The organism is Amniculibacterium aquaticum (assembly GCF_003852705.1).
GTDB classification, from domain to species: domain Bacteria; phylum Bacteroidota; class Bacteroidia; order Flavobacteriales; family Weeksellaceae; genus Amniculibacterium; species Amniculibacterium aquaticum.
This window is the reverse complement of record NZ_REFA01000001.1, coordinates 35,223-59,852: the sequence shown is the minus strand read 5'-3', so window position 1 is coordinate 59,852 and position 24,630 is coordinate 35,223. Positions and strand designations below refer to the sequence as shown.

Annotated in this window: 20 protein-coding genes; 12 read left to right on the top strand and 8 right to left on the bottom strand. The window is 36.5% G+C overall.

Going from position 1 to position 24,630, the window contains the following annotated elements; genetic code table 11:
- Positions 1-48: 48 nt before the first annotated feature.
- Positions 49-1,656 carry a fumarate hydratase gene (locus EIY84_RS00270; protein WP_124639310.1) on the bottom strand — a complete coding sequence of 536 codons (1,608 nt, stop codon included), beginning with the start codon at positions 1,654-1,656 and terminating at the stop codon, positions 49-51.
- Positions 1,657-1,745: 89 nt separating this feature from the next.
- A complete protein-coding gene (locus tag EIY84_RS00265) occupies positions 1,746-2,957 on the bottom strand; it encodes a BaiN/RdsA family NAD(P)/FAD-dependent oxidoreductase (protein WP_124639308.1) in 1,212 nt (403 codons plus the stop codon).
- A gap of 105 nt (positions 2,958-3,062) precedes the next feature.
- Between EIY84_RS00265 and EIY84_RS00260 the strand changes: the two genes are divergently transcribed.
- From EIY84_RS00260 to EIY84_RS00250, 3 genes are read left to right on the top strand one after another with little or no spacing between them, the layout of a single operon-like run.
- Complete coding sequence (locus EIY84_RS00260; RefSeq protein ID WP_124639306.1) at positions 3,063-3,578, top strand: acyl-CoA thioesterase; 516 nt, start codon at positions 3,063-3,065, stop codon at positions 3,576-3,578.
- A complete protein-coding gene (gene miaE / locus EIY84_RS00255; protein WP_124639304.1) occupies positions 3,566-4,147 on the top strand; it encodes a tRNA-(ms[2]io[6]A)-hydroxylase in 582 nt (193 codons plus the stop codon). Before EIY84_RS00260 ends, miaE begins: the two co-directional genes overlap by 13 nt.
- A 3-nt stretch (positions 4,148-4,150) precedes the next feature.
- Positions 4,151-4,780, top strand: coding sequence for a DUF502 domain-containing protein (locus EIY84_RS00250; RefSeq protein ID WP_124639301.1), 630 nt, complete (start codon positions 4,151-4,153; stop codon positions 4,778-4,780).
- Positions 4,781-4,853: 73 nt separating this feature from the next.
- Here the strand turns inward: EIY84_RS00250 and EIY84_RS00245 are convergent, their stop codons facing one another.
- The 3 genes from EIY84_RS00245 to EIY84_RS00235 all read right to left on the bottom strand — a co-directional run bounded on the left by EIY84_RS00245 (position 4,854) and on the right by EIY84_RS00235 (position 7,695).
- Complete coding sequence (locus EIY84_RS00245) at positions 4,854-6,395, bottom strand: glycine--tRNA ligase (RefSeq protein WP_124639299.1); 1,542 nt, start codon at positions 6,393-6,395, stop codon at positions 4,854-4,856.
- A gap of 80 nt (positions 6,396-6,475) precedes the next feature.
- Positions 6,476-6,982: a hemerythrin domain-containing protein gene (locus EIY84_RS00240; protein WP_124639296.1), complete on the bottom strand. Its 507-nt coding sequence runs from the start codon at positions 6,980-6,982 to the stop codon at positions 6,476-6,478.
- A 332-nt stretch (positions 6,983-7,314) separates the two neighbouring features.
- Positions 7,315-7,695, bottom strand: coding sequence for a helix-turn-helix domain-containing protein (locus tag EIY84_RS00235; protein WP_124639294.1), 381 nt, complete (start codon positions 7,693-7,695; stop codon positions 7,315-7,317).
- 150 nt (positions 7,696-7,845) lie between these two features.
- Here EIY84_RS00235 and EIY84_RS00230 point away from each other — a divergent pair, with 150 nt between their 5' ends.
- From EIY84_RS00230 to EIY84_RS00195, 8 genes are all read left to right on the top strand, one after another.
- Positions 7,846-8,070, top strand: coding sequence for a hypothetical protein (locus tag EIY84_RS00230; protein WP_124639291.1), 225 nt, complete (start codon positions 7,846-7,848; stop codon positions 8,068-8,070).
- 40 nt (positions 8,071-8,110) lie between these two features.
- Positions 8,111-9,187, top strand: coding sequence for a hypothetical protein (locus EIY84_RS00225; RefSeq protein WP_124639289.1), 1,077 nt, complete (start codon positions 8,111-8,113; stop codon positions 9,185-9,187).
- On the top strand, positions 9,151-10,113 hold the full coding sequence (locus EIY84_RS00220) for an ATP-grasp domain-containing protein (protein ID WP_124639287.1): 963 nt from the start codon (positions 9,151-9,153) through the stop codon (positions 10,111-10,113). Before EIY84_RS00225 ends, EIY84_RS00220 begins: the two co-directional genes overlap by 37 nt.
- A gap of 246 nt (positions 10,114-10,359) precedes the next feature.
- On the top strand, positions 10,360-11,445 hold the full coding sequence (gene gwsS / locus EIY84_RS00215) for a grasp-with-spasm system SPASM domain peptide maturase (RefSeq protein WP_164471987.1): 1,086 nt from the start codon (positions 10,360-10,362) through the stop codon (positions 11,443-11,445).
- The gene (locus EIY84_RS00210; RefSeq protein WP_124639283.1) at positions 11,445-13,715 is read left to right on the top strand and encodes a peptidase domain-containing ABC transporter; all 2,271 of its coding nucleotides are present in this window, start codon (positions 11,445-11,447) and stop codon (positions 13,713-13,715) included. The genes gwsS and EIY84_RS00210 overlap by 1 nt, the downstream gene beginning before the upstream one ends.
- The gene (locus tag EIY84_RS00205) at positions 13,705-15,009 is read left to right on the top strand and encodes an HlyD family secretion protein (RefSeq protein ID WP_124639281.1); all 1,305 of its coding nucleotides are present in this window, start codon (positions 13,705-13,707) and stop codon (positions 15,007-15,009) included. Before EIY84_RS00210 ends, EIY84_RS00205 begins: the two co-directional genes overlap by 11 nt.
- Positions 15,009-16,343 (top strand): TolC family protein, encoded by a 1,335-nt coding sequence (locus EIY84_RS00200; protein ID WP_124639279.1) that lies wholly within the window; start codon positions 15,009-15,011, stop codon positions 16,341-16,343. Before EIY84_RS00205 ends, EIY84_RS00200 begins: the two co-directional genes overlap by 1 nt.
- Before the next feature lie 341 nt (positions 16,344-16,684).
- Positions 16,685-17,722, top strand: coding sequence for a quinone-dependent dihydroorotate dehydrogenase (locus tag EIY84_RS00195; protein WP_124639277.1), 1,038 nt, complete (start codon positions 16,685-16,687; stop codon positions 17,720-17,722).
- 51 nt (positions 17,723-17,773) lie between these two features.
- On the opposite strand, the gene EIY84_RS00190 is transcribed toward EIY84_RS00195, so the two are convergent.
- The 3 genes from EIY84_RS00190 to EIY84_RS00180 form a co-directional block, all read right to left on the bottom strand.
- Positions 17,774-18,532 carry a type III pantothenate kinase gene (locus EIY84_RS00190; protein WP_124639275.1) on the bottom strand — a complete coding sequence of 253 codons (759 nt, stop codon included), beginning with the start codon at positions 18,530-18,532 and terminating at the stop codon, positions 17,774-17,776.
- Positions 18,533-18,545: 13 nt separating this feature from the next.
- Positions 18,546-20,408, bottom strand: a complete 1,863-nt coding sequence (locus EIY84_RS00185; protein ID WP_124639273.1) for a M1 family metallopeptidase — start codon at positions 20,406-20,408, stop codon at positions 18,546-18,548.
- Between the two features lie 96 nt (positions 20,409-20,504).
- Positions 20,505-22,175, bottom strand: coding sequence for a DUF6909 family protein (locus tag EIY84_RS00180; RefSeq protein ID WP_124639271.1), 1,671 nt, complete (start codon positions 22,173-22,175; stop codon positions 20,505-20,507).
- 223 nt (positions 22,176-22,398) lie between these two features.
- Between EIY84_RS00180 and EIY84_RS00175 the strand changes: the two genes are divergently transcribed.
- Entirely contained in the window at positions 22,399-24,597 is a 2,199-nt protein-coding gene (locus tag EIY84_RS00175; RefSeq protein WP_124639269.1) for a glutamine synthetase III family protein, read from the top strand.
- Positions 24,598-24,630 lie beyond the last annotated feature (33 nt).

The window sequence follows — 24,630 nt, the reverse complement described above, 5'->3', positions numbered from 1 at the left end:
TTTTTAAAGTGATTTTTGTCCGAAATTATTGATTTTTTCAATCGTATTTTAATGTGCAATACTTGCAAAGAAATCATTTCCTTTGTCATCCGTGATGATGAATGCCGGGAAATTTACAATTTCTATCTTTCTTACGGCTTCCATTCCCAACTCTTCAAAGTCCACAACTTCTACCGATTTTATATTTTCTTTCGCTAAGATTGCAGCCGGTCCACCGATGGATCCCAAATAGAAACCACCGTGTTTCTTACACGCATCGGTCACCTCTTTGCTCCTATTCCCTTTGGCAAGCATGATCATACTTCCTCCATTCGCCTGGAATTCATCTACATAAACATCCATTCTACCCGCAGTGGTTGGCCCGAAGCTTCCAGAAGGCATTCCTTGAGGAGTTTTTGCTGGTCCGGCATAATAAATCGGGTGATTTTTAAAATACTCCGGCATGGGTTTGCCACTGTCCAACAATTCTTTAATTTTTGCATGGGCTATATCTCTGGCGACGATCAATGTTCCGTTCAGCTTCAGTCTCGTCTTGATTGGGTATTTCGAAAGTTCAGCCAAAACTTCAGCCATTGGTCGATTAAGATCTATGCTTACCGGTTCTTCCAAATGAGGTGCTGTTGCTGGTAAAAACTTCTTAGGCTCGGTTTCTAATTGTTCTAGGAAAATTCCGTCTTTGGTAATTTTTCCTTTGATATTTCTATCGGCTGAACAAGATACTCCCATCCCCACAGGACAAGAAGCTGCATGTCTTGGCAAACGGATCACTCGAACATCGTGCGTCAGGTACTTGCCTCCGAACTGTGCTCCGATGGAACTTTCTTGACAAATTTTTTGCACTCTTTGTTCCCACTCCACATCGCGGAAAGCCTGGCCACCCATATTTCCTTCTGTTGGCAAATGGTCGAAATATCCGGCACTTGCTTTCTTCACGGCAGCAAGATTGGCTTCGGCAGAAGTACCACCGATTACGATAGCCAAGTGGTACGGAGGACAAGCCGCCGTTCCCAAATCCATAATTTTCTCTTTTACAAATTCTTCCAAAGACTTATCGTTCAATAACGACTTGGTTTTCTGGTACAAAAAGGTTTTGTTGGCAGAGCCACCGCCTTTTGCTAAAAATAAAAACTTATACGCATTGCCTTGTTCTGCATAAATGTCAATTTGAGCAGGAAGATTGGAACCCGAATTTTTCTCATCAAACATCGTTAATGGCACGACTTGAGAATAACGAAGGTTTTCGTTTTGATAAGTATTGTAGATTCCTTTTGAGATCCATTCGGCATCATTGACACCGGTGTACACATTTTCTCCTTTTTTGGCCATACAAATTGCCGTACCTGTATCTTGACAAGATGGCAAAGCACCCTCGACGGCTACCGCTGCGTTTTGCAACAAGTTGTACGCCACAAAACGATCGTTATCCGTAGCTTCAGGATCGTCGATGATGTTTTTTAATTTTTGTAAATGAGCAGAACGAAGCATAAAGGAAACATCTTTCATGGCGTGTTCGGCCAGCATTTCCAAACCTTTTGGGTCAACGGTTAAGATTTCTCTATTGCCAATTTGTTCTACTTTTACATAGTCCGAACTTAATTTTTTGTATTGGGTATCGTCTTTTAGAATAGGATACGGATCCTGGTATGAAAATTCCATTTTTTATTTTTTATTTTTGAGGTGTAAATTTAATGATTTTTTAGCAAGTAGTTCCTCATACTTTCCAGTCTTAATTGGTCTTTAGATTTTTAATGATTTTCGTTCAGATCTTGTGCAATCAACCAGGCTTCGCTCCAACATGCTTGAAAATTAAACCCTCCGGTAACCGCATCAATATTAAGTACCTCACCAGAAATATAAAATTTATTCAAATTTTTCGACATCATATTTTTGAAGTTAACTTCCTTCAAATCCACACCTCCGGCAGTTACAAACTCGTCCTTGAAGGTAGATTTGCCATTGACTTTAAATTTCTTTTGACAAATGTTTTCCAAAATGGACTGCATTTCTTTTTTGTTCAACTGTGAGATTTGCTTCTCAGGATTAACTTTAGAAATCTCTAAAATTTTCGACCAAAACCTTTGCGTAACCGAAAAAATCCGACATTGTGCAATCTGCTTTTTGGAATGTGCTTCTCGATATTCATTTAACAATTCTTCAGCTTCGCTGATGTTTGTTGAAATAAAATTGACTTCTATTTCAAATTGATAGTTAGACGCATGAAGCTCTCTGGCTTTCCAAGCGGACAATTTTAAAATTGCAGGTCCCGACAATCCCCAATGGGTGATCAAAAGCGGTCCTGCTTCCTCTGTTTTTAAACTTTTAATTCGTATTTCTGAATTTTCAAAACTGGTTCCTGGAAGGTCTTTCAGCAAATCGTCTTTTATGTTAAAAGTAAATAAGGACGGTACGGCATTCACCATTTTTAATCCCAAATTCTCCAATATTTTTAAAGACTTGGGTGCCGATCCGGTTGCAAAAACCACGAAATCAGGTGTAAAATCTCCGTTATTGGTTGCAATCCGATACTGAGAATCAATCTTAACAATTTCTTTGACTGTCGTTTGGGTCAAAACTCTCACTTTTCGTTTTTCCACTTCGTTCATCAGGCAATTGATAATGGTTTGCGACGAATTGCTGACCGGAAAGACACGATTGTCGTCTTCAATTTTCAATTCGACACCTCGATTAGAAAACCACTCCATGGTATCACCAGGCTGAAATTTAGAAAAGACAGAAATCAATTCCTTGTTTCCTCTTGGATAAAATTTAACCAAATCCCGAGGGTCAAAACACGCATGACTCACATTACAGCGACCACCACCAGAGATTTTCACCTTTTGTAAAACTTCTTTTTGTTGTTCTAAAATGATAATTTCAAATTTTGAATGATCCAAATTGGCTGCACAAAAAAAACCAGATGCTCCACCTCCAACAATGACAACGCTTTTCTTTCCCATAAAATTTAGTATAGTTTGCAAAATTACAGTTTTTCAATCGTTTCTATTTTCTTAAATTTGAACTTTATATTTTGATTTCAAAACAATCCTAAAAAAACCTATAAAATGTCGGTTTACTATCATCCTTTTGACATTCGCTGGAGCGATTTGGACGCCAATTTCCATCTTGGAAATTCGGTTTATGTAGAATATTGTGCACATGCGCGGATGGCTTTTATGCAAAAAAATGGATTGAGCCTAAAAGCTCTGAGCCAATGGGGAATTGGGCCCGTGATTTTACACGAAAGACTTTCTTTTTTTAAAGAAATACACTTTGGTCAAGAAATTTTTGTGAGTGTAGAAATCAATGGTGTCTCAGAAGACGGAGGCATTTACAGATTCGAACACAAATTCTACTCCAAAGACGGCGTGCATCGTGCTACTGCAGAAGCAATCGGAGTTTGGATTGACACCAAAATTAGAAAATCCACCGTCCCGAACGAAGAAATTGTAAGCGTAATGGAAAATTTCAAATCCAAAAACTGTTCAGTTTTGACCAAAGAAGATTTGAAAAATTTACCTTTCAAACCCGAGAATATCGATCCTTCCCAACTTTTAAATCAAGAAAAATGTTCAAATTAAAACTCCCAACCGACCCAAGATGGGCCAACATTGCAGAAGGTAACCTGGAAGAAATCTTGACCGATCATGCTTGGTGCGAGCAAAAAGCAGCCACCAACGCTATTGGACTGATTACCATGTTGCCGGAATATCCTGAAATTGTAACCGAACTCCTTGCCATTGCACAAGAAGAATTGGACCATTTCAACCAGGTGCATGAGATTATCCTGAAAAGAGGTTACAGCTTTGGCAGAACCCGAAAGGACGATTATGTAAACGAACTGGTCAATTTTATACAAAAAGGGGGCAATAGAAACGATTTGATTATCGACAAAATGCTTTTTGCTGCGATGATTGAAGCCAGAAGCTGCGAGAGATTCAAGGTGTTGACTGAAAACATAAAAGACGAAGAGCTGAAAGTTTTTTACAAAGAATTGATGATTTCTGAAGCCAATCACTACACCACATTCATTGGTTTTGCCAGACAACTTGGCGATCCTGAAAAAGTAAACAAACGATGGGAAGAATGGCTGGAATACGAAGCTAAAGTCATACAATCCTACGGAAACAAAGAAACCATACACGGATAATTGATGAAAAAAAATAATTTAGATTCTCTATTTAACACCTTTTTCAAAGCCTTTTTACACGGATTGGCCATCATTGGGCCTATCGGTCTGACGGTTTTTGTAATATGGTCGATCATTTCGTCCATCGACAACATGATCCCTTCCGTGGCTAAGGAAATCCCTGGACTGGTCTTTGTATCTGCCATTTTAATAACCGCCTTTTTAGGTTTTTTAGCAAATAAATTTGTATTTGGTAAGTTTATTTTCGAACAATTGGACTTACTTTTAGAAAATACTCCCGGTGTAAAACACATCTACACCCCAACCAAAGATGTGATGAGCTCTTTCGTAGGCGATAAAAAGAAATTCAACCATCCGGTTTGGGTAAAAACCAATGAAAATCCAGAGATCTGGAGAATAGGATTTCTGACACAACCCGAGATGTCAGCGGTAGAGAAAGAAAATTTTGTAGCCGTTTACCTTCCACATTCGTACGCCATTTCTGGGTGGGTCATTGTTACCGATGCCAAAAACACCAAGCCCGTTGTTGGGATGACTGCCGCTTCGGCCATGAAATTTGCAGTTTCTGGAGGTGTCGCAGGTTTCCATGCTGCAGAAAAGGAACACCACGAAAGTTCTGAAACAACGAACTAGTTACAACATCAACAAAACAACAAAACCTAGAAAAAGCTTCTAGGTTTTGTTGTTTTTATGGAAATCAATAAATTTAAATCTTAGATAACAAAGTTCTAAAGTTTACTTTTTCGTCTATAATTCTTCTTAAATCAGAAATTGGCACTCTCACTTGTGTCATGCCGTCTCTTTCTCTTAAAGTTACGGTGTTGTCTTGTAAAGAATCGTGATCCACAGTAATGCAGAACGGAGTACCAATGGCATCCTGTCTTCTGTATCGTTTTCCGATGGCATCTTTTTCTTCATAATATACATTAAAATCAAATTTTAATTCGTCGTAGATTTTTGAAGCCAATTCCGGAAGTCCATCTTTTTTCACCAAAGGAAGAATCGCCGCTTTTACTGGAGCCAATGCCGGTGGCAATGCCAAGACAACTCTTTCTGATCCATCTTCCAACACTTCGTTTTTCAAACAATGCGAAAGCAAAGCCAGAAACAACCTGTCCAAACCAATGGAGGTTTCTACAACGAAAGGTGTGTAGGTTTCGTTTCTTTCCGGATCAAAATACTGAAGTTTTCTACCCGAATGTTTTTCATGAGCCGAAAGGTCAAAATTGGTTCTGGAATGTATTCCTTCCAATTCTTTGAAGCCGAATGGGAATTTGAACTCGATATCGGCGGCCGCATTGGCATAATGTGCTAATTTTTCGTGATCGTGGAATTTATAGTTTTCCTGACCCAATCCTAGAGCCAAGTGCCAGTTTAATCGTTTTGTTTTCCAGTTTTGATAATACTCAAGCTCGGTTCCTGGAGGTACAAAAAATTGCATTTCCATTTGCTCAAACTCACGCATTCTGAAAATAAATTGTCTTGCAACGATCTCATTTCTAAATGCTTTACCAATCTGGGCTATCCCAAAAGGCAATTTATGTCTGGATGTTTTTTGTACATTTAAGAAATTAACAAAAATACCTTGTGCCGTTTCTGGTCTTAGATAGATGTCCGAAGCCGAGTCTGCCGAAGCTCCCAATTTGGTCCCAAACATCAGGTTAAACTGTCTTACTTCGGTCCAATTCTTAGAGCCTGTATCCGGGTCCGCAATTTCCAATTCTTCGATTAAAGCCTTAACATCAGCCAGATCTTCTTTTTCAAGAGACTGTGCCATTCTAGAAAGTATATTTTTTTGCTTTTCTCTGTACTCCATCACACGAGGGTTGGTACTTTCGAACTGAGCTTTATCAAAAGCGTCACCAAATCTTTTGGCTGCTTTTTCAATTTCTTTTTGAGCCTTATCTTCTAATTTTGCACAATAGTCTTCGATCAAAACATCGGCTCTAAATCTTTTTTTGGAATCTTTATTGTCAATCAAAGGATCGTTGAAGGCATCGACATGTCCGGAGGCTTTCCATGTGGTTGGATGCATCAAGATTGCAGAGTCTATCCCCACAATATTCTCGTTCATTTGCACCATGGATTTCCACCAATATTGTTTGATGTTGTTTTTTAGTTCGGCACCATTCTGACCGTAGTCGTACACCGCGGAAAGTCCGTCATAAATTTCGGAACTTGGAAATATAAAGCCGTATTCTTTTGCGTGGGAAACCACATTTTTAAAAACATCTTCCTGCTTAGCCATAAAATCTTGATTTTAGTATGCAAAAGTAGGAAATTTTAAAGAAATTTTCTAAGATAAATGTTGGTTAAAAACCTGAACCATCAACTCACCAATGCGTCATAATCGTACCCGGCTCTTAGCAAAGCTCTTTTAGCAGCCTCCAAAGCGATAGGAGCATCGTTATGAGGATGTACAGGCACAGGAGTTACGGCACGCAACTGATCCAGCAGTGCTTGAGTTTCGTGGTGGGTCAGTTTTTCACAAGCCTCGTACATGCCGCCATGCTTTTCTTCGACCTCATCGTGGATATCCAAGACATGCATTAAGACCTTAACAATTTCTGGTGTTGGCGATGGCACCAGCAAAGCCGTAATGGCACCGTGCTCCAACCTTAGCTGTGGAGCAAATGGTAGTGGTACATTGTTGTTGGCTTTTTGGGCGGCTAGAAAAAATATTTTCTCCTCCATTTTAATATGGGTAAGTAAACCCACTCGGAATTGGCTGTACAAATCCATGTCGATATTCGACAGATCTGCAATGGCACTATCTAGAATGCTTTCTAACCGTCGATGGTCTTTGGTAAAAAAATCGTGAAGCTCTTGGTTCATGTGTGCAATTTAAAATGTGAATAACGACCGATCAAAAGTAAAACTTTTTAATAGAAAAGAAGTGTAAATTGTTTTGAAAATTTCTCTTATAATTCAATTTTCCAGAGATCCCTCTCGCTGGTGCGAGTGTCCCACTCGTACCTATAAACAATAAGAAATGAGTAGAAAGTATATATTCAAAGAAAAAGAAGAAGCTTATTTTATTAGCTTTGCCACTGTGTTTTGTTGGACACGAGCAAGATACTCGCGCCAGCAGGAGGATACCCTGAATTTTATGGATGTGAAGAATGAAGCCTATGAGCTTGAGAAAGAATATTGTGCTAAATTTTACTTTACTTCTGTTGGAGTATTTTTTGTAATAAGATATTTTGATTTTGGACTAATTCTGATATATTGTTTTGGTTATCCGTAATTTTTTGTATAATTTCGTCCGAGATGGTATAATTGAAAGTTGGATTTGGTGAATTTATTACATTTGGACTATTGTTAAAGGTATTGTTGTTTTGGTTGATATTTTTTTCTTCTTCCATGAGTTCATCTTTACTAATGTTGTAAAAATTGCAAATGGTAGAAATGTTTTGGAAATTGGGTTTTGCAATATCGTTTTCCCATTTACCATACGCAGTTTTCGACACGCCTAATTCCAATGCAACGCCTTCTTTGGTGAGATTTTTTGCAATACGAAGATTATGAAGTTTTTTACCTAGTGCCATCTTATTTTTTTAGCAAATGTAAAAAAATAAACTTTAGTGTCCCAAAAATAAACTTTAGTTGTCGTTTTATTTTATTTCACAATTTATATTTGTCTTGTCAATAATGACAAAATAACACAAAATATTTTTATTATGAAAAAGTTAGAAAAGTTGGAGAACTATAAACTACAAAGCGAAAAGCTAAATGGTGTAATCGGTGGTGAGGGAGGTCCTGCCCCGTCCTTTATTGCTGCTCCGACCTATACAAGTGGAGGTGAAAGATGTGATGCGGATTTTTTTGGTAATTGCTATACATATACATACACCGGAGATGTAGTAAGTGAGGGACATGTAGTGTACATCAATGATAAAATCACGAATACCCCTTGTAATTAATTATGAGAGGCAGAAATGCCTCTCTTTTATTTATTTAAAAATGAGAAAAATAATATTACTATTTACTTTTTTTTCTTTTTCCTGCTTTTACTCACAAAATTATGAGTTAAAAAATCCGATTTTGCTTCAATATTATGAAAAAATTAATAGTGCAGAAGAATTTATATTGGAAAACAAATTAGATTCTGCACTTGTAAATTACAAAAGTGCTTTCAGTATTTTCAAAAATCCACATGCGGTGGATATTTACAACAGTCTGAAAGTTGCTATAAAAACAAAAGATAATAAATGGGTAGAAGAAAAATACCAATTACTAAAATGTATGGGGTATAGTTTTGATGATGAATTTTTAGCACAAAATGAAGATTTACAAAAAATAAAAAAAGATGATTGTAAAATCAAAATAAATTTTTCTTTGAAAAAGTCATTTGATTCTTTATTTGTAATCGACCAGCATTATAGAAATTTATCCATTGGAGACTACACAAAATATAAAAAAGAAATAACGACTAGTGACAGTATTGCTGCTACAAAATTATTGAAACTTATACAAAAAAATGGTTTCCCAAATGAATATGATATTGGAGTAAATTCTTTTAAAAATAATCCATTAATCCACCAGTTTTATTATATTATTTGGCATCAAGCACAAAAAAATAAATATAGCCCACAGCAAGTCAATTTTTCAAAAGAAATAGAAAAGGCTCTTAATAATGGAAAAATAACACCATATATTGCAGGTTTTTTAATAGATTTAAACGATGGGACTAATAATTTTCATACTGAAGCTTTTGCTCCTCATGGTTTTGTTATAGGTGATGTTACACATGCTGTCACAATGATAAAAGCAGGAAATACCGATGAATGTTGCTATATTACAAAATACTACTTTCCCGAAAATAGAAACCAAAGTATTGATGAAAAAATTGAACATACTAATATATCTAGAAAAAAAATTGGTCTAAATAATATAATGTCTGAAAGTAAAAAAAGCCTTTTTTTATTAAAAAATAATGATTTTATTTTTCCAACACAAAAAACAATAATACATGCAGTTTCAACAAATGAAGATGTAGATGAATGGAAGAAAAGACTATACCTGATAAAAATAGAATAATACTAGTAATTTCAGTAGATAACGATACTATTACAGATGAGATATGTAGATGGTTATCGTATCAAAATAAGCAGTTTTTAAGGTTTAGTGAAAACATGCTTATCAACTCTTTATATTTTGATTTTCAAAAAGATAATTATCTAGTTTCAATTGATGATGAAATACTAAATCTGAATGAAGTAACATCTGTCTATTATAGGAATGGCGTGGTATCATATAAAAAAATAGATCAAGACATAGATTTGAATTTAGCAAAGTTTTATAATTCTGAAATTAAGGAAACGATACATTTTATTTTTTATTATTTATCCCAATTAGGTGTAAAAATTTATGGAAATTTATCCCAAAAAAAAGTTAATAAACTTGAAGTGCTTCACAAAGCAAAACAATTAGGCTTTATTACACCAGAAAGTATTATTACAACCGAGTTAACAATAGTTGAAAATATCGTAAATTCTAAAAAATCAATTATAACTAAATCGATTTCTGAAGTACAACCAGTGTTTGTCGAAACTGGCATGTATCTTAATTATACTAAAGAAGTGTATTTAAGCGATTTAGAAGGGAAAAATCAAAACTTAATTCCTACACTTTTACAAGAGAAAATAAATAGAGAATATGAGATTAGAGTTTTCTTTTTTCAAAAAAAAATATGGTCTGTTGCTTGTTTTGATTCTACCGAAGAAATTGATAATAGAAAAGGGAAAGAAATCACAAAAAAATATTCTATCTATGAATTACCTCAAAGTATAAAAAACAACATTTATAAACTTTCTAATTCATTAGGTTTGATGTGTGGTACTTTGGACTTTATAAAATCAAAAGATAAATATTATTTTTTAGAAATAAACCCATTAGGTCAATTTCACAACATTAGTATTCTTGGAAATTTCCAAATTGAAAAATATATTGCTGATTTGTTATAAGTCTTAAACGATACAGCAACACTAAAATTTGTATTTATTTTTGATTTGTTCAAAGATTTAAAAAAAGTATCTTCTATGAAAAAAAACAATATTGATATTAAAGGAATTTCATTTACATTACAAGAATGGAAGCTTTGTGGTAATATTAACACAGTTAAATATACTAAAAATACGGTAATTAAGAGTAATAATACTAAAATATTCCGTTCAAACAAATATTACTCTCTAATATATTAATCTATGTTTTTGAAAATACACGACTCTGTAAACATTACAAAAGGCGTTAAAAAATCGCTTATATATGATACTGATAATGGTTTTTTGCAATTTATACCAAATACTATGTTAAATATCATATTAAATCAAAAAACTAATTATTCTGTTCTTAAAGAAAAAATAAATGATGAAGATTACATTATAATTGAAGAATACATTAATTTCATAACCGATAACAATTTGGGATTTTTTGTTGAATCAGAAGAAGAACTTAATAAATTTGTATACAAGCCGTATTTTGTTGAGAGTCCTAGTAATATTGAATATTTTATTATTGATTTTAAAAATAGTGATTTTTTCAACAAAAGTCTTATAAACGAAATAATATTTTCGAAAATAAAATATATACAACTAAGATTTTCAAATCAATTAAACTATACTGAAATTAGTGAAATATTAGAAAATTTAAAACTTCTGAACGATTCTTGTGTTAATGAAATTTCAATCATTTTGAAATATAGTGACGAATTATTTCGATACTTCACAGAAAATAAAGGAATTATCACAAGTAAATTATTGGATATTGTCTTTCATTCAGGAAGTGAAAAATATCATAAGGAGTTTTCAAGTATAAGAATAAATATTATTGAAAATATTATTTTTATTCCAGAAAGTTGCGGAAGTGTCTTACCCAAAAATTTTAATTTAAACCGTACATTCTCACTTGAATCAATGTGTAAAAACTCCTGCCTTCACAAAAAAATTTCTATAGATGCAGAGGGTAATATTCGCAATTGTCCAAGTATGCCACAAAGCTTTGGCAATATAAAAGATACTACACTAGAAGAAGCACTTAATCATAAAGATTTCAAAAAATATTGGAACCTTACCAAAGATAGAATAGAAGTCTGTAAAGATTGTGAGTTTCGCTACATCTGTACAGATTGCAGAGCTTACACAGAAAGAACCCATACAGACAAAGATGGTTTGGATACATCTAAACCATTGAAATGCGGTTACAATCCATATACAGGAGAATGGGAAGAATGGAGTACAAATCCTCTAAAACAAAAAGCCATACAATATTACGGTATGCAAGATTTGGTAAAAAAATAATGAAACCCTTTCCCAACTACCTTCAACCCGACACCAAAGACTGCGGACCTACTTGTTTACGGATTATTGCCAAGTATTACGGCAAAACCATGCCTTTACAAGAAATTCGTAATCTTTCAGAAACTACTCGTGAGGGAAGCTCTTTGTTAGGGCTAAGCGAAGCTGCCGAGAAAATGGGTTTCAGGAGTTTGGGAGTGCAGATAGATTTCAAAACTTTGGTAGAAGAAGTACCCCTGCCTTGTATTGTACATTGGGACAAGCAACATTTTGTAGTGGTGTATGATGTTGTACAAAGTAAAAAGTATAAAGTAAAAAGTAAAAAAGACAAGGTAAAAAGAGAACAACAGCGTGGTAATTTATATGACACGACCGATTGTACAATAAAAATTTCCGATCCCAGTTACGGTCTTATTACCTACACCCAACAAGAATTTCTGAAACGATGGATAGGCGAAAACGCCAACGAAAATACCGAAGAAGGTATCGCCTTGCTACTAGAAACCACCCCTGCTTTCTCCAAAAACGAGTTGGACAATACTGAGGACAAAGCTAGTTTTTCTTTCCTGTTTCGGTATTTGTTTCGTTACAAATCGTTGTTGTCGCAATTGGCAATTGGCTTATTGGCAGGGAGTTTGCTATCGCTCATCGTACCATTTCTTACCCAGAGTATTGTAGATGTGGGCATACAAAACCAAGACCTCAATTTTATCTACCTGGTATTGTTGGCACAGCTCATGCTTTTTGTAGGTAGGACAGGTCTGGAAGTTATCCGTGGTTGGATTTTCCTGCATCTATCTACCCGTATTAATATTTCCATACTCTCGGATTTTTTTATCAAACTCATGCGTCTGCCTATCAGCTTTTTCGATACTCGTATGACTGGCGATATTATGCAAAGGATTAACGACCACCACAGGATAGAGCAATTGCTAACCAGCTCTTCCCTCAATACTTTGTTTTCTTTGGTTAATTTGTTAATTTATTCCGTTATATTGTTGTTTTACAATTACTTGTTGTTTTTGGTCTATATTGCAGGTGCTACACTTTATACCATTTGGATTTTGTTTTTCCTAGGTAAAAGAAAAGAGTTGGACTACAAGCGGTTTTCGCAGGTTTCGCAAGAACAAAGCAAGGTAATAGAACTGATAAACGGAATGCAGGAAATAAAAATGCACAACGCCGAAAAACAAAAAAGATGGAGTTGGGAGTTTCTGCAAATACGACTTTTCAAATTAAGGATAAAATCCCTTTCTTTGGAGCAATGGCAATCGGTGGGAGGTAATTTTATTAACCAAATAAAAGATATTTTGGTAAGTTTTCTCTCGGCAAAATTGGTGCTCAGTGGTAATCTTACCCTAGGTATGATGCTCTCGGTACAGTACATTATCGGGCAACTCAACAGTCCTCTATTGCAATTGGTGGATTTTGTACGCCAAACTCAAGATGCCAAAATATCCCTAGAAAGGCTAAAAGAAATACACGATAAAACCGATGAAGAAAATGCAGAAGAACAATACCTATCCGAAATACCGAAAAAAGATATTGTAATCTCCAATCTCGCTTTTCGATACACAGGAGCCGACCAATTTGTTTTCGAAAACCTAAACCTTGTTATACCTTACCAAAAAACCACCGCCATAGTTGGTGCTAGTGGTAGCGGAAAAACTACCTTGCTAAAACTTCTAATGAAATTTTACCAACCCAACCAAGGCGAAATAAAATTAGGTAATACCCAACTGAAAAACATTTCTCCCAGAGCTTGGCGAGATCATTGTGGTGTGGTAATGCAAGAGGGATATGTTTTTAATGATACCATTGCCCAAAACATAGCCATTGGCGAAGATAATATCGATAAAAACAAACTGAAAAAAGCCGTAGAAATTGCCAACATAAAAGATTTTATAGAAGAACTCCCGCTAAGTTACAATACCAAAATTGGAAATGAAGGGATTGGGATAAGTGGTGGACAAAAACAACGACTTTTTATTGCAAGAGCAGTGTACAAATCACCGGAAAATATTTTCTTTGATGAAGCAACCAGTTCTCTCGATGCCAATAACGAAAAAGTAATTATGCAAAATCTAGAACAATTTTTTCTTGGCAAAACTGCTGTTGTTATCGCCCATAGACTTTCAACCGTGAAAAATGCCGACAATATAATTGTGCTGGACAAAGGAAAAGTGGTAGAACAAGGTAACCACAGAGAACTTGTCGCACAAAAAGGCGAATATTATAGATTAATAAAAAACCAATTAGAACTTGGAAACTAACCGAGATATACTAGACAATATCCAACTTCGTTCGGAAGAAGTACAAGACATTCTTTCGCAACCACCTCATTGGCTTATCCGTTGGGGAAACACCATACTTCTAGCAATACTTGTTATGGTTATCATGATGAGTTGGTTCATAAAATATCCGGAATTTGTACCTGCACCCATCATCATCACCACCGAAAATGCACCGGAAAAACTACTTGCCAAAACCACAGCCAAAATAGAAAAAATATACATTGCTAACCAACAAATGGTGGACAAAAACCAAATAATGATGGTGCTGCAATCTTCGGCTAATTACCAAGATGTACTCCTGCTGAAAAATATTTTAGACGATATGCAAACTGGCAATGTAGCCAATTTTCCTCTGAACAAAACCTCGCACCTAAAACTAGGAGAATTGCAAATGGACTACAATGTTTTTGCTAAAGCCTTGCAAGAAGAAAAATCTTTTCAAAAACTACAACCCTACTCTCCCGAACAACTTGCAATTTCCCAAAACGAAGCGGAAACCAAAACTAGGATGGCAACACTACAACAACAATTGGGGTTGGAACAAACAAAATTTCAATTGTCCAAAAAAAATTATGACCGTAGCCAACATCTTTTCGAGCAAGGTGTACTATCTGCACTAGAAATGGAAAACGAAAAAATAAAAATTCTACAAGAAGAACAAAATGTTAGAAACCTACAACTGTCGGTATCACAAACACAGGAAACCATTAGCAATCTGTATAAAAACAAAAGCAATACCCATAATACTTTACAAAAAGATGTACTGAACTACCAATTACAAAGTACACAATCGTTGGAGCAACTTAGGAAATCTTTGAAACAATGGGAACTCAACTATCTCATCACCTCATCTACCAAAGGTAAGGTTAGTTACCAACAAATGTGGGGCGAAAACCAAATGGTAAAATCCGGAGATGCTATATTTACCATTTTGCCTAGTGAAAACCAAAGATTGGTAGGCAGAATGTTTGTCCCGGCAACCAATGCCGGAAAAATTGTAAACGGAGAAAAGGTACTGATAAAACTAAATAATTTCCGATACCAAGAATACGGTATTGTCCAAGGCACGGTACAAAATATGGCATTGTCTCCGGACGAAAAAGGAAATTATTTTGTGGAGGTTATCCTGCCCAAAGGTTTGCATACTTCTTATAATAAAACGCTTACTTTCGACAAAGAACTAAGTGGAAATGCCGAAATTGTAACCCAAGATTTGCGATTATTACAAAGACTTTTTTATCAATTCAGAAAATTATTAGGATACCAAGCTTGATGTTTAAAATGAATTTAAAATTATGTATTATCCTATTTTTTTTAATGATTTCCAAACGAATATCATCGCAAAAATTGTGGACGCTTGAGGATTGCATCAGCTATGCGGAAAACAATAATTTGAGAATAAAGCAATCCAAAATAAATATAGAAGCACAAGAAAATATACTCAAAATTTCGCAAAAAGATTATCTCCCAACTGTCGGTATTTCCGCTAACGGTAGCATGAATTTTGGGCAAAATGTGCTATTGGGAACTTTACAGAGAAACGATAATTTTTCGCACAACCTTTCTGCCAATGCAAGTATAAACTTATACAACGGTGGGAGAATTTCTAAAACAATAGCTAAAAACAAGTCCGATTATTCCGTTGCCCAATACGATTTCGAAAACACGAAGTACGAAATAAATTTGCAGCTCATACAAAATTTTCTACAAATACTTTTACAAAAAGAGATTTACAAAATAAATTTGGAAGCCAAAAACTACGCTCAAAAAATGTACGAAAAAACAAGGCTTACAACCGAAGCTGGTATTACTTCAAAAGCTATAGAGCAAGAATCTTACGCCGAAATGATACGAAAAAACCAATTGTTGGAAAACGCTATTAATGAAATAGACAAAGCTAAGTTGCAACTAACCTCACTGTTGCAATTAGAAAATTATCAGGATTTTGATGTTTCGGATTTACTAGAATCATCTGATTACACAATGCAAAATACTGATATAGAAAAACTTATTGCAGAAGCCTATCGTAACAATCCAAGTGTACAAGCTGCAAAGCAAAAAATACAATCCGCAAAGCAACAAACAGAAATTAGCAAAACCAACTATCTTCCTTCCGTAACACTTACCTCGGGTGTCGGTTCTTTTTTCTTTCAATATTTCAATAAAGATTTCAATAGTTCTGTACCTTTTTGGCAACAGTACAACAATAATTTTGGTCAGCAAATTGGGGTTTCTGTAAGCGTACCTGTTTTCAACAAAGGAAATGCAAAATTACAGCAACAACAAGGATACATCAATCAAAAAATTGCAGAAAATAATTTGGAAATTACCAAACAACAACTTCGGTCGAATGTACAAAAAAGCTATTTGGATTACGAGTCTAAACTGAAAAATCATAAGGCAATTTTAGCTTCGATGGAAGCTACACAATTGTCGTTTTCTTACGCCGAGAAAAGTTTTTTGGCAGGAAAAATCAACATTTATGAACTCAACACTGCGAAAAATAATCTGATGTCTATTGAAGGAAACTTGGCACAATCCAAATATAATTTAATTTTTGGTCGTTTCATTTTAAATTATCTAGTCTATTTCAAAACCATGAATTAACTTATGTTCTTTTAAGGAATATTTTACCCAATGATGTAATCATCTTATTTTTAAAAGCTTAATGTTTTGTTGCATTTAATTTCACCCATAAACAATAAGAAATAAATAGAAAGTATAAATTCAAAGAAAAAGATGGAGCTTATTTTATTAGCTTTACCACTGTGTTTTGTTGGACACGAGCAAGATGCTCGTGCAAGCAGGGGGAATAACGACCAATCAAATTTAAATCTTTTCCTTGAAAATCGTTTATTCTATGTTCATAAATTATATCATTGTAAAATTCTATCATAATCGTTGGAAGCTGACTGTATAAATCTTTAATTTTGTGAAACTTTTTTTCGATGTACAAAAGCATTATTCGTCCGTTACTTTTTAAATTAGATCCAGAACAAGCTCACCATTTAACCTTTTCTCTTTTGAAAAACTTTGGTTTTATGGCCAAACTTTTCTTACCAAAACCCGTTGAAAGCAAAAAATTGGAGCGGGAAGTTTTTGGTTTGAAATTTAAAAATCCGATTGGTCTGGCTGCCGGATTTGATAAAAATGCGGTGCTCTACAACGAATTGGCAGACCTTGGTTTTGGCTTTGTAGAGATCGGTACCGTTACGCCAAAAGCTCAGGACGGGAATCCCAAGAAAAGATTATTCCGACTGATTGAAGATGGAGGTATCATCAACAGAATGGGCTTTAACAATGAGGGTTTAGCAGCTGCCATTCATCAACTAAAAAAAAATAAAGGAAAAATAATTATCGGTGGGAATATTGGAAAAAACACCACTACCGCCCCAGAAAATTATACCCAAGATTATTTGGAATGTTTTGAAGGGCTTCATCCTTTCGTAGATTATTTTGTACTGAATGTGAGCTGCCCCAATGTGAGCAGCCATGCTAAATTGGAAGACGCCGACTACCTAAAAGAGCTGATCACGGAAGTACAGAAAATAAACAATACCAAGGCCCATCCTAAGCCTATATTGCTAAAAATCGCTCCGGATCTTAACACCGGACAATTGGATGAAATTATAGACCTGGTTGCTGAAACCAAAATCGACGGCATTGTGGCTACCAATACATCGACCAACAGAGAAGGACTGAGGACAAGCACCGAAAGGCTCAACGAAATTGGCAACGGCGGCTTGAGTGGCAAACCCATAAAAGAAAGAAGCACAAAAGTCATCAAATATTTACACGATAAAAGCGGTGGTACCTTCCCAATTATTGGGGTTGGTGGCATACATTCTGCAAAAGATGCCATGGAAAAATTGGATGCCGGCGCCACACTACTTCAGCTGTACACCGGTTTCATCTACGAAGGCACGGAACTCATAAACGAAATAAATCTTGAAATCCTAAGTCGGGCATCGAGAATAGGGAGATAGGCGATAAAAAAAATCCTTCACGAATATTTTCATGAAGGATTTTTATTTTTCTTATTTGTCTTTACCCAAATAATAAAGACCTTTCAGGGTGTGCAGCCTATCGGCAACATGGATCTTGTCGGTCAAGGGTTTGTATACATGAGAAACTCCACCTGTAGCCACCACAAAACAATCGCCCCCCACCTCATCGTTTATCCGGTCGATGAAACCTTCCACCATACCCAAATAGCCATAGACCATGCCGCTTTGCATACAGGTTACGGTATCTAGACCAAGAACAGATTTTGGTTTTTTCAGTTCAATTTCCGGCAATTGTGCCGTTTGGCTCACCAAGGAATTGAGCGAGGTAATGATGCCCGGAGCAATAATTGCACCAATGGTTTCGCCCGTTTCGGTGATGCAACTTGCGGTGAGCGCTGTACCAAAATCGATGATGATTTTTTTCTTCCCAGGATACAAATGATGCGCTGCCACCAAATTGGCATAGATATCCGTGCCCATTTGTTTGGATTTCGGAACCACCTCCGAAAGTGTGTTTCTATCGACCAAAATCGGTTTTTTATTGTGTATTTTCTCCACCGCTCTGGAAATATCGTAAGTCAATTGTGGGACTACCGAACCGACAATCACCTTTTCAATTTCCTCAATTTTTATTTGATAATATTGATAAAGTGTAAGAAACTGTACAAAAAGTTCGTCACTGGTTTTGTACGGTTTGGTATTGATGATCCACGAAATTTCGCAGTTGTCTTTTTGAAATAAACCAAAACGAATGTTGGTGTTCCCGATATTGATGACAATAATGCTCATAGATGTTTTACTCTTATTTAGAAACTTTATCCAACTTTACTTCGTAGAAATTATCTTCCATATTGACATCTGCCAATCTTTGGGAGAAATCGATACCTAAAGCCAGCAATTGATCTTTGGTGTACGGGATTGTAAAGGTATATTCTTTTTGCGTCCAAGACCAATAATCCAACGATGTAAAATTGCCATTGATGTCTTTATTCTTCCAAACTCGGGTAAGGTTTAGTGGGATTTGATAATTCACCACTTTTTTATCCTTTGTAAGTACAGAAAAATCTATAGGCATCGGTACGGAACCTTTATTAACGAGCGTTATCGTGGTTGATTTTTCGCCAAAACTCACCTCTTTTATTCCGTAATCTATGGTTTTGGTGGTATTGATCCAATAATGATGAAACCACTTGAGATCCATGCCGGACATTTTCTGAGCGATGTGCAAAAAGTCCCTATCGCTAGGGTGTTTCAACTTCCATTGCTGATAATATTCTTTCATAATTGAGGACAACATAGGCTCTCCAACGATGTATCCCAACTGCACCAAAAACAACTCTCCTTTTACATAAGTAGAAAAAGTATAGGCTCTACCGTCGTCGTGGTGATCGCCCAACCAAACGGCCGGCTCTTCTTTTCCGGATTTTACAAATTTTCTATAATTTTCCAAAGTTCCGACGAAGGGATTCGGCATTGATTGTTGAGGCGGAAACAAGCGGTTCATGGCAATCGATTCGGCATAACTGGTAAAACCTTCGTCCATCCAAGGTTTCATGGACTCGTTGGTAGCAATAATTTGCTGAAACCAAGAATGAGATCCTTCGTGAAACATCAATCCACAGAGGTCTTCTAATTTTTTAGCTTCTCCCAAAATCATGGTACACATTCCGTATTCCATACCTCCATCTCCGGCTTGAATAAAGGAATATGAAGGATAGACATATCTTCCAAATGTGGCATTCATCAGTTGAAAATATTTTTCGATGTAAGGCTTGGACTGTTCCCAAAACAAGGTTTTCTCGGATTTTTGATAGACCAAATAGACTTTTGGACCGTCCACAACCGTAAAAGCATCCACTGAATAATCTCTGTCGGCAGCCCAAGCAAAATCCAACATGTTTTTAGCCGTCCACCTCCAAGTTGCTTTATTTTGACTGTTGGTTTTCACCACGGCATCCGTTTGATATCCTTTTACTTCATCAGGATTCATCAAAGTTCCACCGGCACCAATTACATAATCTTTATCAATGGAAATGCTCACATCAAAATTGGCAAAAGGTGCGTGAAATTCCCTTCCCACATAGTCAAAAGTTGCCCAGCCGTCGTAGTCGTATTCGGCAATTTTCGGAAACCATTGGGTCATGGTCATGTCGATGCCTTCACGATTATTTCTTCCGCTTCTACGGATCTGCATGGGGATCACGGCATCCCATTGCATGGTGAAAGTTGTTTTAGAATTGGGCTTTATCGGCTCTGCCAATTCCACCTTCATTACGGTTTCTTGAATTTCAAATTTTAAGTTTTTGCCATTTTGTTTGATAAAGTGAATGTTTTGCGCACCCTCTTCTTCTTTGGGAATGCTTGACAAACGAGATATTCCGTTTTGCTGCAAACGAGAGTCGCCGTTTTTCCCTTGACCGCTCACCCTTTGATCCATCATAGAACCCGATTTAAAGGCATTCCAATACAGATTAAAATACACCACTTTCAGCTCGTCTGGAGAATTGTTGGTATAGGTAAGTTCCTGTTTTCCTTGGTAGGTAAAGTTGGCAGCATCTACATCTACATCGATTTTATAATTTGCAAATTGCTGATAATATGGACCTTGCTGAGCGTAAAAGGTCATAAAAGCAAGAGTAAGAATCAACGAAAATAACTTCATCATAATAAAAATTTAAAGGGTGAAAGATAGTGAATTTTACAATTTTTGAAAAAGACATAAAAAAACCGCCTTTTGAGAGGCGGTTTTATGTGGATTTCTCTATTTTGAGCTTTCGAAAATTTTATTCAGAATTCCGTAAGTGATCATGTAAGTTGGCTTGACACCGGTAAGTCCGAGACCTCCGGAAGACAGGGTACTTCCCGTTTCTAATGGGTTGTCCGAAGCATAATAGGCATACATAACAAATAAATCTTGAGAAATATGGTGTCGTATTTTGGAGGCCACCTGAATTGCTTTTTGGTAATGGGCTCCTTCCATTTCTAGACCAATTGCTTTCCAAGAAGTATTCATAAAATAGGTCAGAATGTCTTTATTCTGAAGTGAAGTTCCCAATACCGTAATCATCGAACCTTCAAAAGCTTTTATTTCATCATCTTGAAAATCATGCAATTTCAGAGCGTTTTCAAAAGGATAATTGTCGGCTGTACCTTCAAAAATATGAGAAGTCGGGATCATGATATCGCCTTTTCCACCCGTTAGTATTCCTGCTTTCCCCATAATCGAAATGGATTTCACATTCATGGAATTTTTATTTCCATCTAGGGCTATGGGCCTTAGGAGCTCGTCCATCACTTCAAAAGCTTGTTCGCCAAAGGCATAATCGAACACCAAAACCACATCGTCTCCTTTAAAATCCAAATGTGCAAAAGGAGAATTTTCTAATTTTATTTTTGAAAGATCGATAATTTGAACATCAATATTGCTGCCGCTGTCGTCATTGATATATATAAGTCCTTGGTTTTCGGCAAATTTTAAAATTTTATCCTGATGGGATTTGTTGTTGCTGATGTCTTCGTAGAATTTGTAATCGACTTCTGTGGATGCTTTTTTCTCCAATGCATCGTGCCCGAAGAGCATATTTTTCACCGAATGCATATTGGCAGAGATGATGTGCAGGGGTTTTTCATGAAGATTGTTTTTCAGTAAAACCGCCTTTACATTATTGGCCCATTTTTCACCAAAATAGTGGTGTCCAATTCTTTCTCGAAGAATGGCTGAAAAATGAATTTCACGCTCTCTCACTTCCTGATCGTCGCTTAGGCTCACCCTTCCCAGATGATAAATTACTTTGAATAAGCGATCCGGATTTTTATCGTCTCCAAAGTTATGGTAGGCTTCCAAAGTTTCATCAAAAGTACGACCCAACAAAGACGAAAGATGGATGAGAGCAACCTCCTTCTCTTGGCGGCTCATTTTCTTTTTACCTAACGCGACTTCTTCAATTATCCTCCAGGTTCTTGTAGAACGGCATCCGTCTTCTTTTATAAATGCCAAATTCCTGATTTTATCGGCCTCTATATATAAAAAGGTAAGGTGGGTGAGGATATCATAAACTTCCGAACGACCAAGCAACACCTCAATGTTCATTTGGTGATCGTCTATTCGATAACAATTTCTTCGTCTCTTTTTAGGAACAATCAGGTCAAAACTTCCTTTTTCAAAACCTTCGTCTGAGGTCAGGTGCACAAAGGGAGTCTCCTCTATACCCTCTGGTAAACGATCCAAAACATAGAGCAAACCATCGAGTTCAATTTTGTTGGGCACATTCATTGAACCGTAGATTTCAGGGTTGATGGTCATCAACAAAGACCTAAGACTGCCTCCCGAAACCCCTGCCGGTTTGAAAAAACCTCTGTAAAACAAGTGTCTCATAGACACATACAATCGTTCAATTGCTTCCGTAGTTTCTCTTGCTCTAGAATTTGCCATAAATTTAATTTTTAAAAAAGTGAGACAAGTTACAATATAATTATCGGATTTACCAAGCCACACTCCCGTAGATGAACGAAAATTAACATAACAAACAGCAATAATGAAACCATCAAAACAAAGCATGAAATACAAAATAACACAAACACCCCTAAAAAAAATAGGGGTCAAAAATAATTTTATTCATTTTTTTTGTAATTTTGCCAGATAAAACCAAAGCATTATGTCAAAATTAAGATTTAAAGCTCTCGAAACTCTTCCGTTTCAAAATTACAGAGCCGTGAACAAAGTAGAAGTTCCAGCAAAACTTTCTGAACTTTTCTGCCAAAATGTTTTTTCCGAAGAAGCCATGAGGTCTTACCTTACGAAAGAAGCATTCGAAGCGATACAAGACGCCATTAAAAGAGGGTCGAAAATCCAAAGACATATTGCCGATCAAATTGCAGTAGCCATGAAGGATTGGGCGTTATCCAAAGGCGTTACGCACTATACGCATTGGTTTCAGCCTTTGACAGGTACCACCGCTGAAAAACACGACAGCTTCTTCACACCTTTTGAAAGCGACAGAGCAATTGAACGATTCAACGGAGGAATGCTGATCCAACAAGAGCCCGATGCATCTTCATTCCCAAATGGAGGAATTAGAAACACCTTCGAAGCCAGAGGCTATACCGCTTGGGATCCTACTTCGCCGGCATTCATCATGGGAACTACCTTGTGCATCCCTTCTATTTTCATTTCATACACTGGAGAAGCTTTGGATTACAAGACTCCACTATTAAGAGCATTGCATGCAATTGACGAAGCCGCAACCGATGTTTGCAAATCGTATTTTGATAAAAATGTTACCAAAGTAACTGCTACTTTAGGTTGGGAGCAAGAATATTTCTTGGTTGACAGTGCACTATACCTTTCCAGACCGGATTTGGTCATTACAGGACAAACTCTTTTGGGACACACTGCCGCAAAAGGACAACAATTGGACGATCACTACTTCGGATCCATACCAACCAGAGTCATGAACTTCATGAAGGAATTGGAAGTTGAGTGTATTAAACTAGGAATCCCAGTAACGACCAGACACAACGAAGTGGCACCAAACCAGTTTGAGCTTGCCCCAATGTTTGAAGAAACCAATGTTGCTGTAGACCACAACTCTTTGCTAATGGATGTTATGGCAAGAATTGCACACAAACACCATTTCCATATCCTGTTCCACGAAAAACCGTTCAAAGGCGTTAACGGAAGTGGCAAACACAACAACTGGTCGCTAGCAACCGACACCGGAGAAAACCTTTTGAGTCCGGGAAAAAATCCTAAGAAAAACTTACAATTCTTGACATTCTTTGTCAACTCATTAATGGCCGTTCATGACAATGCCGATCTTTTGAGAGCCAGCATTGCATCTGCCAATAACGACTACAGACTGGGTGCCAATGAAGCTCCACCGGCAATTATTTCAGCATTTATCGGAACTCAATTGTACGGCGTTTTGGACGATTTGGAAAAAGTAACCGATGGCAAACTTTCTCCTGAAGAAAAAACCGAATTGAAATTGAATGTTGTAGGAAAAATTCCTGAAATCCTATTGGACAATACCGACAGAAACAGAACTTCGCCTTTCGCATTCACAGGAAACAAATTCGAGTTCCGTGCAGTTGGCTCTTCTGCAAACTGTGCCGAGCCGATGACGGTCCTGAACACCATCATGGCAAAACAACTGATCGTCTTCAAACAAGAAGTTGACGCCTTGATAGAAACCGGACTGAAGAAAGACGAAGCCATCTTCAACATCCTGAGAGAATATGTAAAAAAATGTAAAAACATTATTTTCGAAGGCGATGGATACTCTGATGATTGGGCCAAAGAAGCCAAGAAAAGAGGATTGAACAACCACAAAACAACTCCTGAAGCTCTAAAACAAATGCTTGACAAAAAATTCATGGATTTGTATGAAGAAATGGGCATCTACTCTCACAGAGAATTTGAAGCCCGAGTGGAAATTAAATTGGAAAAATACGCAACGGTAGTTGATATCGAAGCAAGAGTCTTGGCAGACATTGCCAGAAACCACATTGTACCGGCTGCCCTTAATTATCAAAACCGATTGATTGATAATGTAAAAGGATTGAAAGAAATTTTTGGAGACAAAGAATATCTTACATTAGCTAAAGAACAAATGGATCTTATCCGAGACATCTCTCATCAAGTAGCACAAATTAAAACAGGTGTTGATGAATTGTTAACGGCAAAAGAAAAAGCCAATGCCACCGAAGACGGACAGAAAAAAGCAGAAGCGTATTGCAACAAGGTTAGACCTTTATTTTCCGTAATCCGTTCCGCATCCGATGCTTTGGAAATGATGGTTGATGACGAACTTTGGCCAATGACCAAATACAGAGAATTGCTATTCACCAAATAATAACAATTATAAAGGCTGCTCGATTTGAGCAGC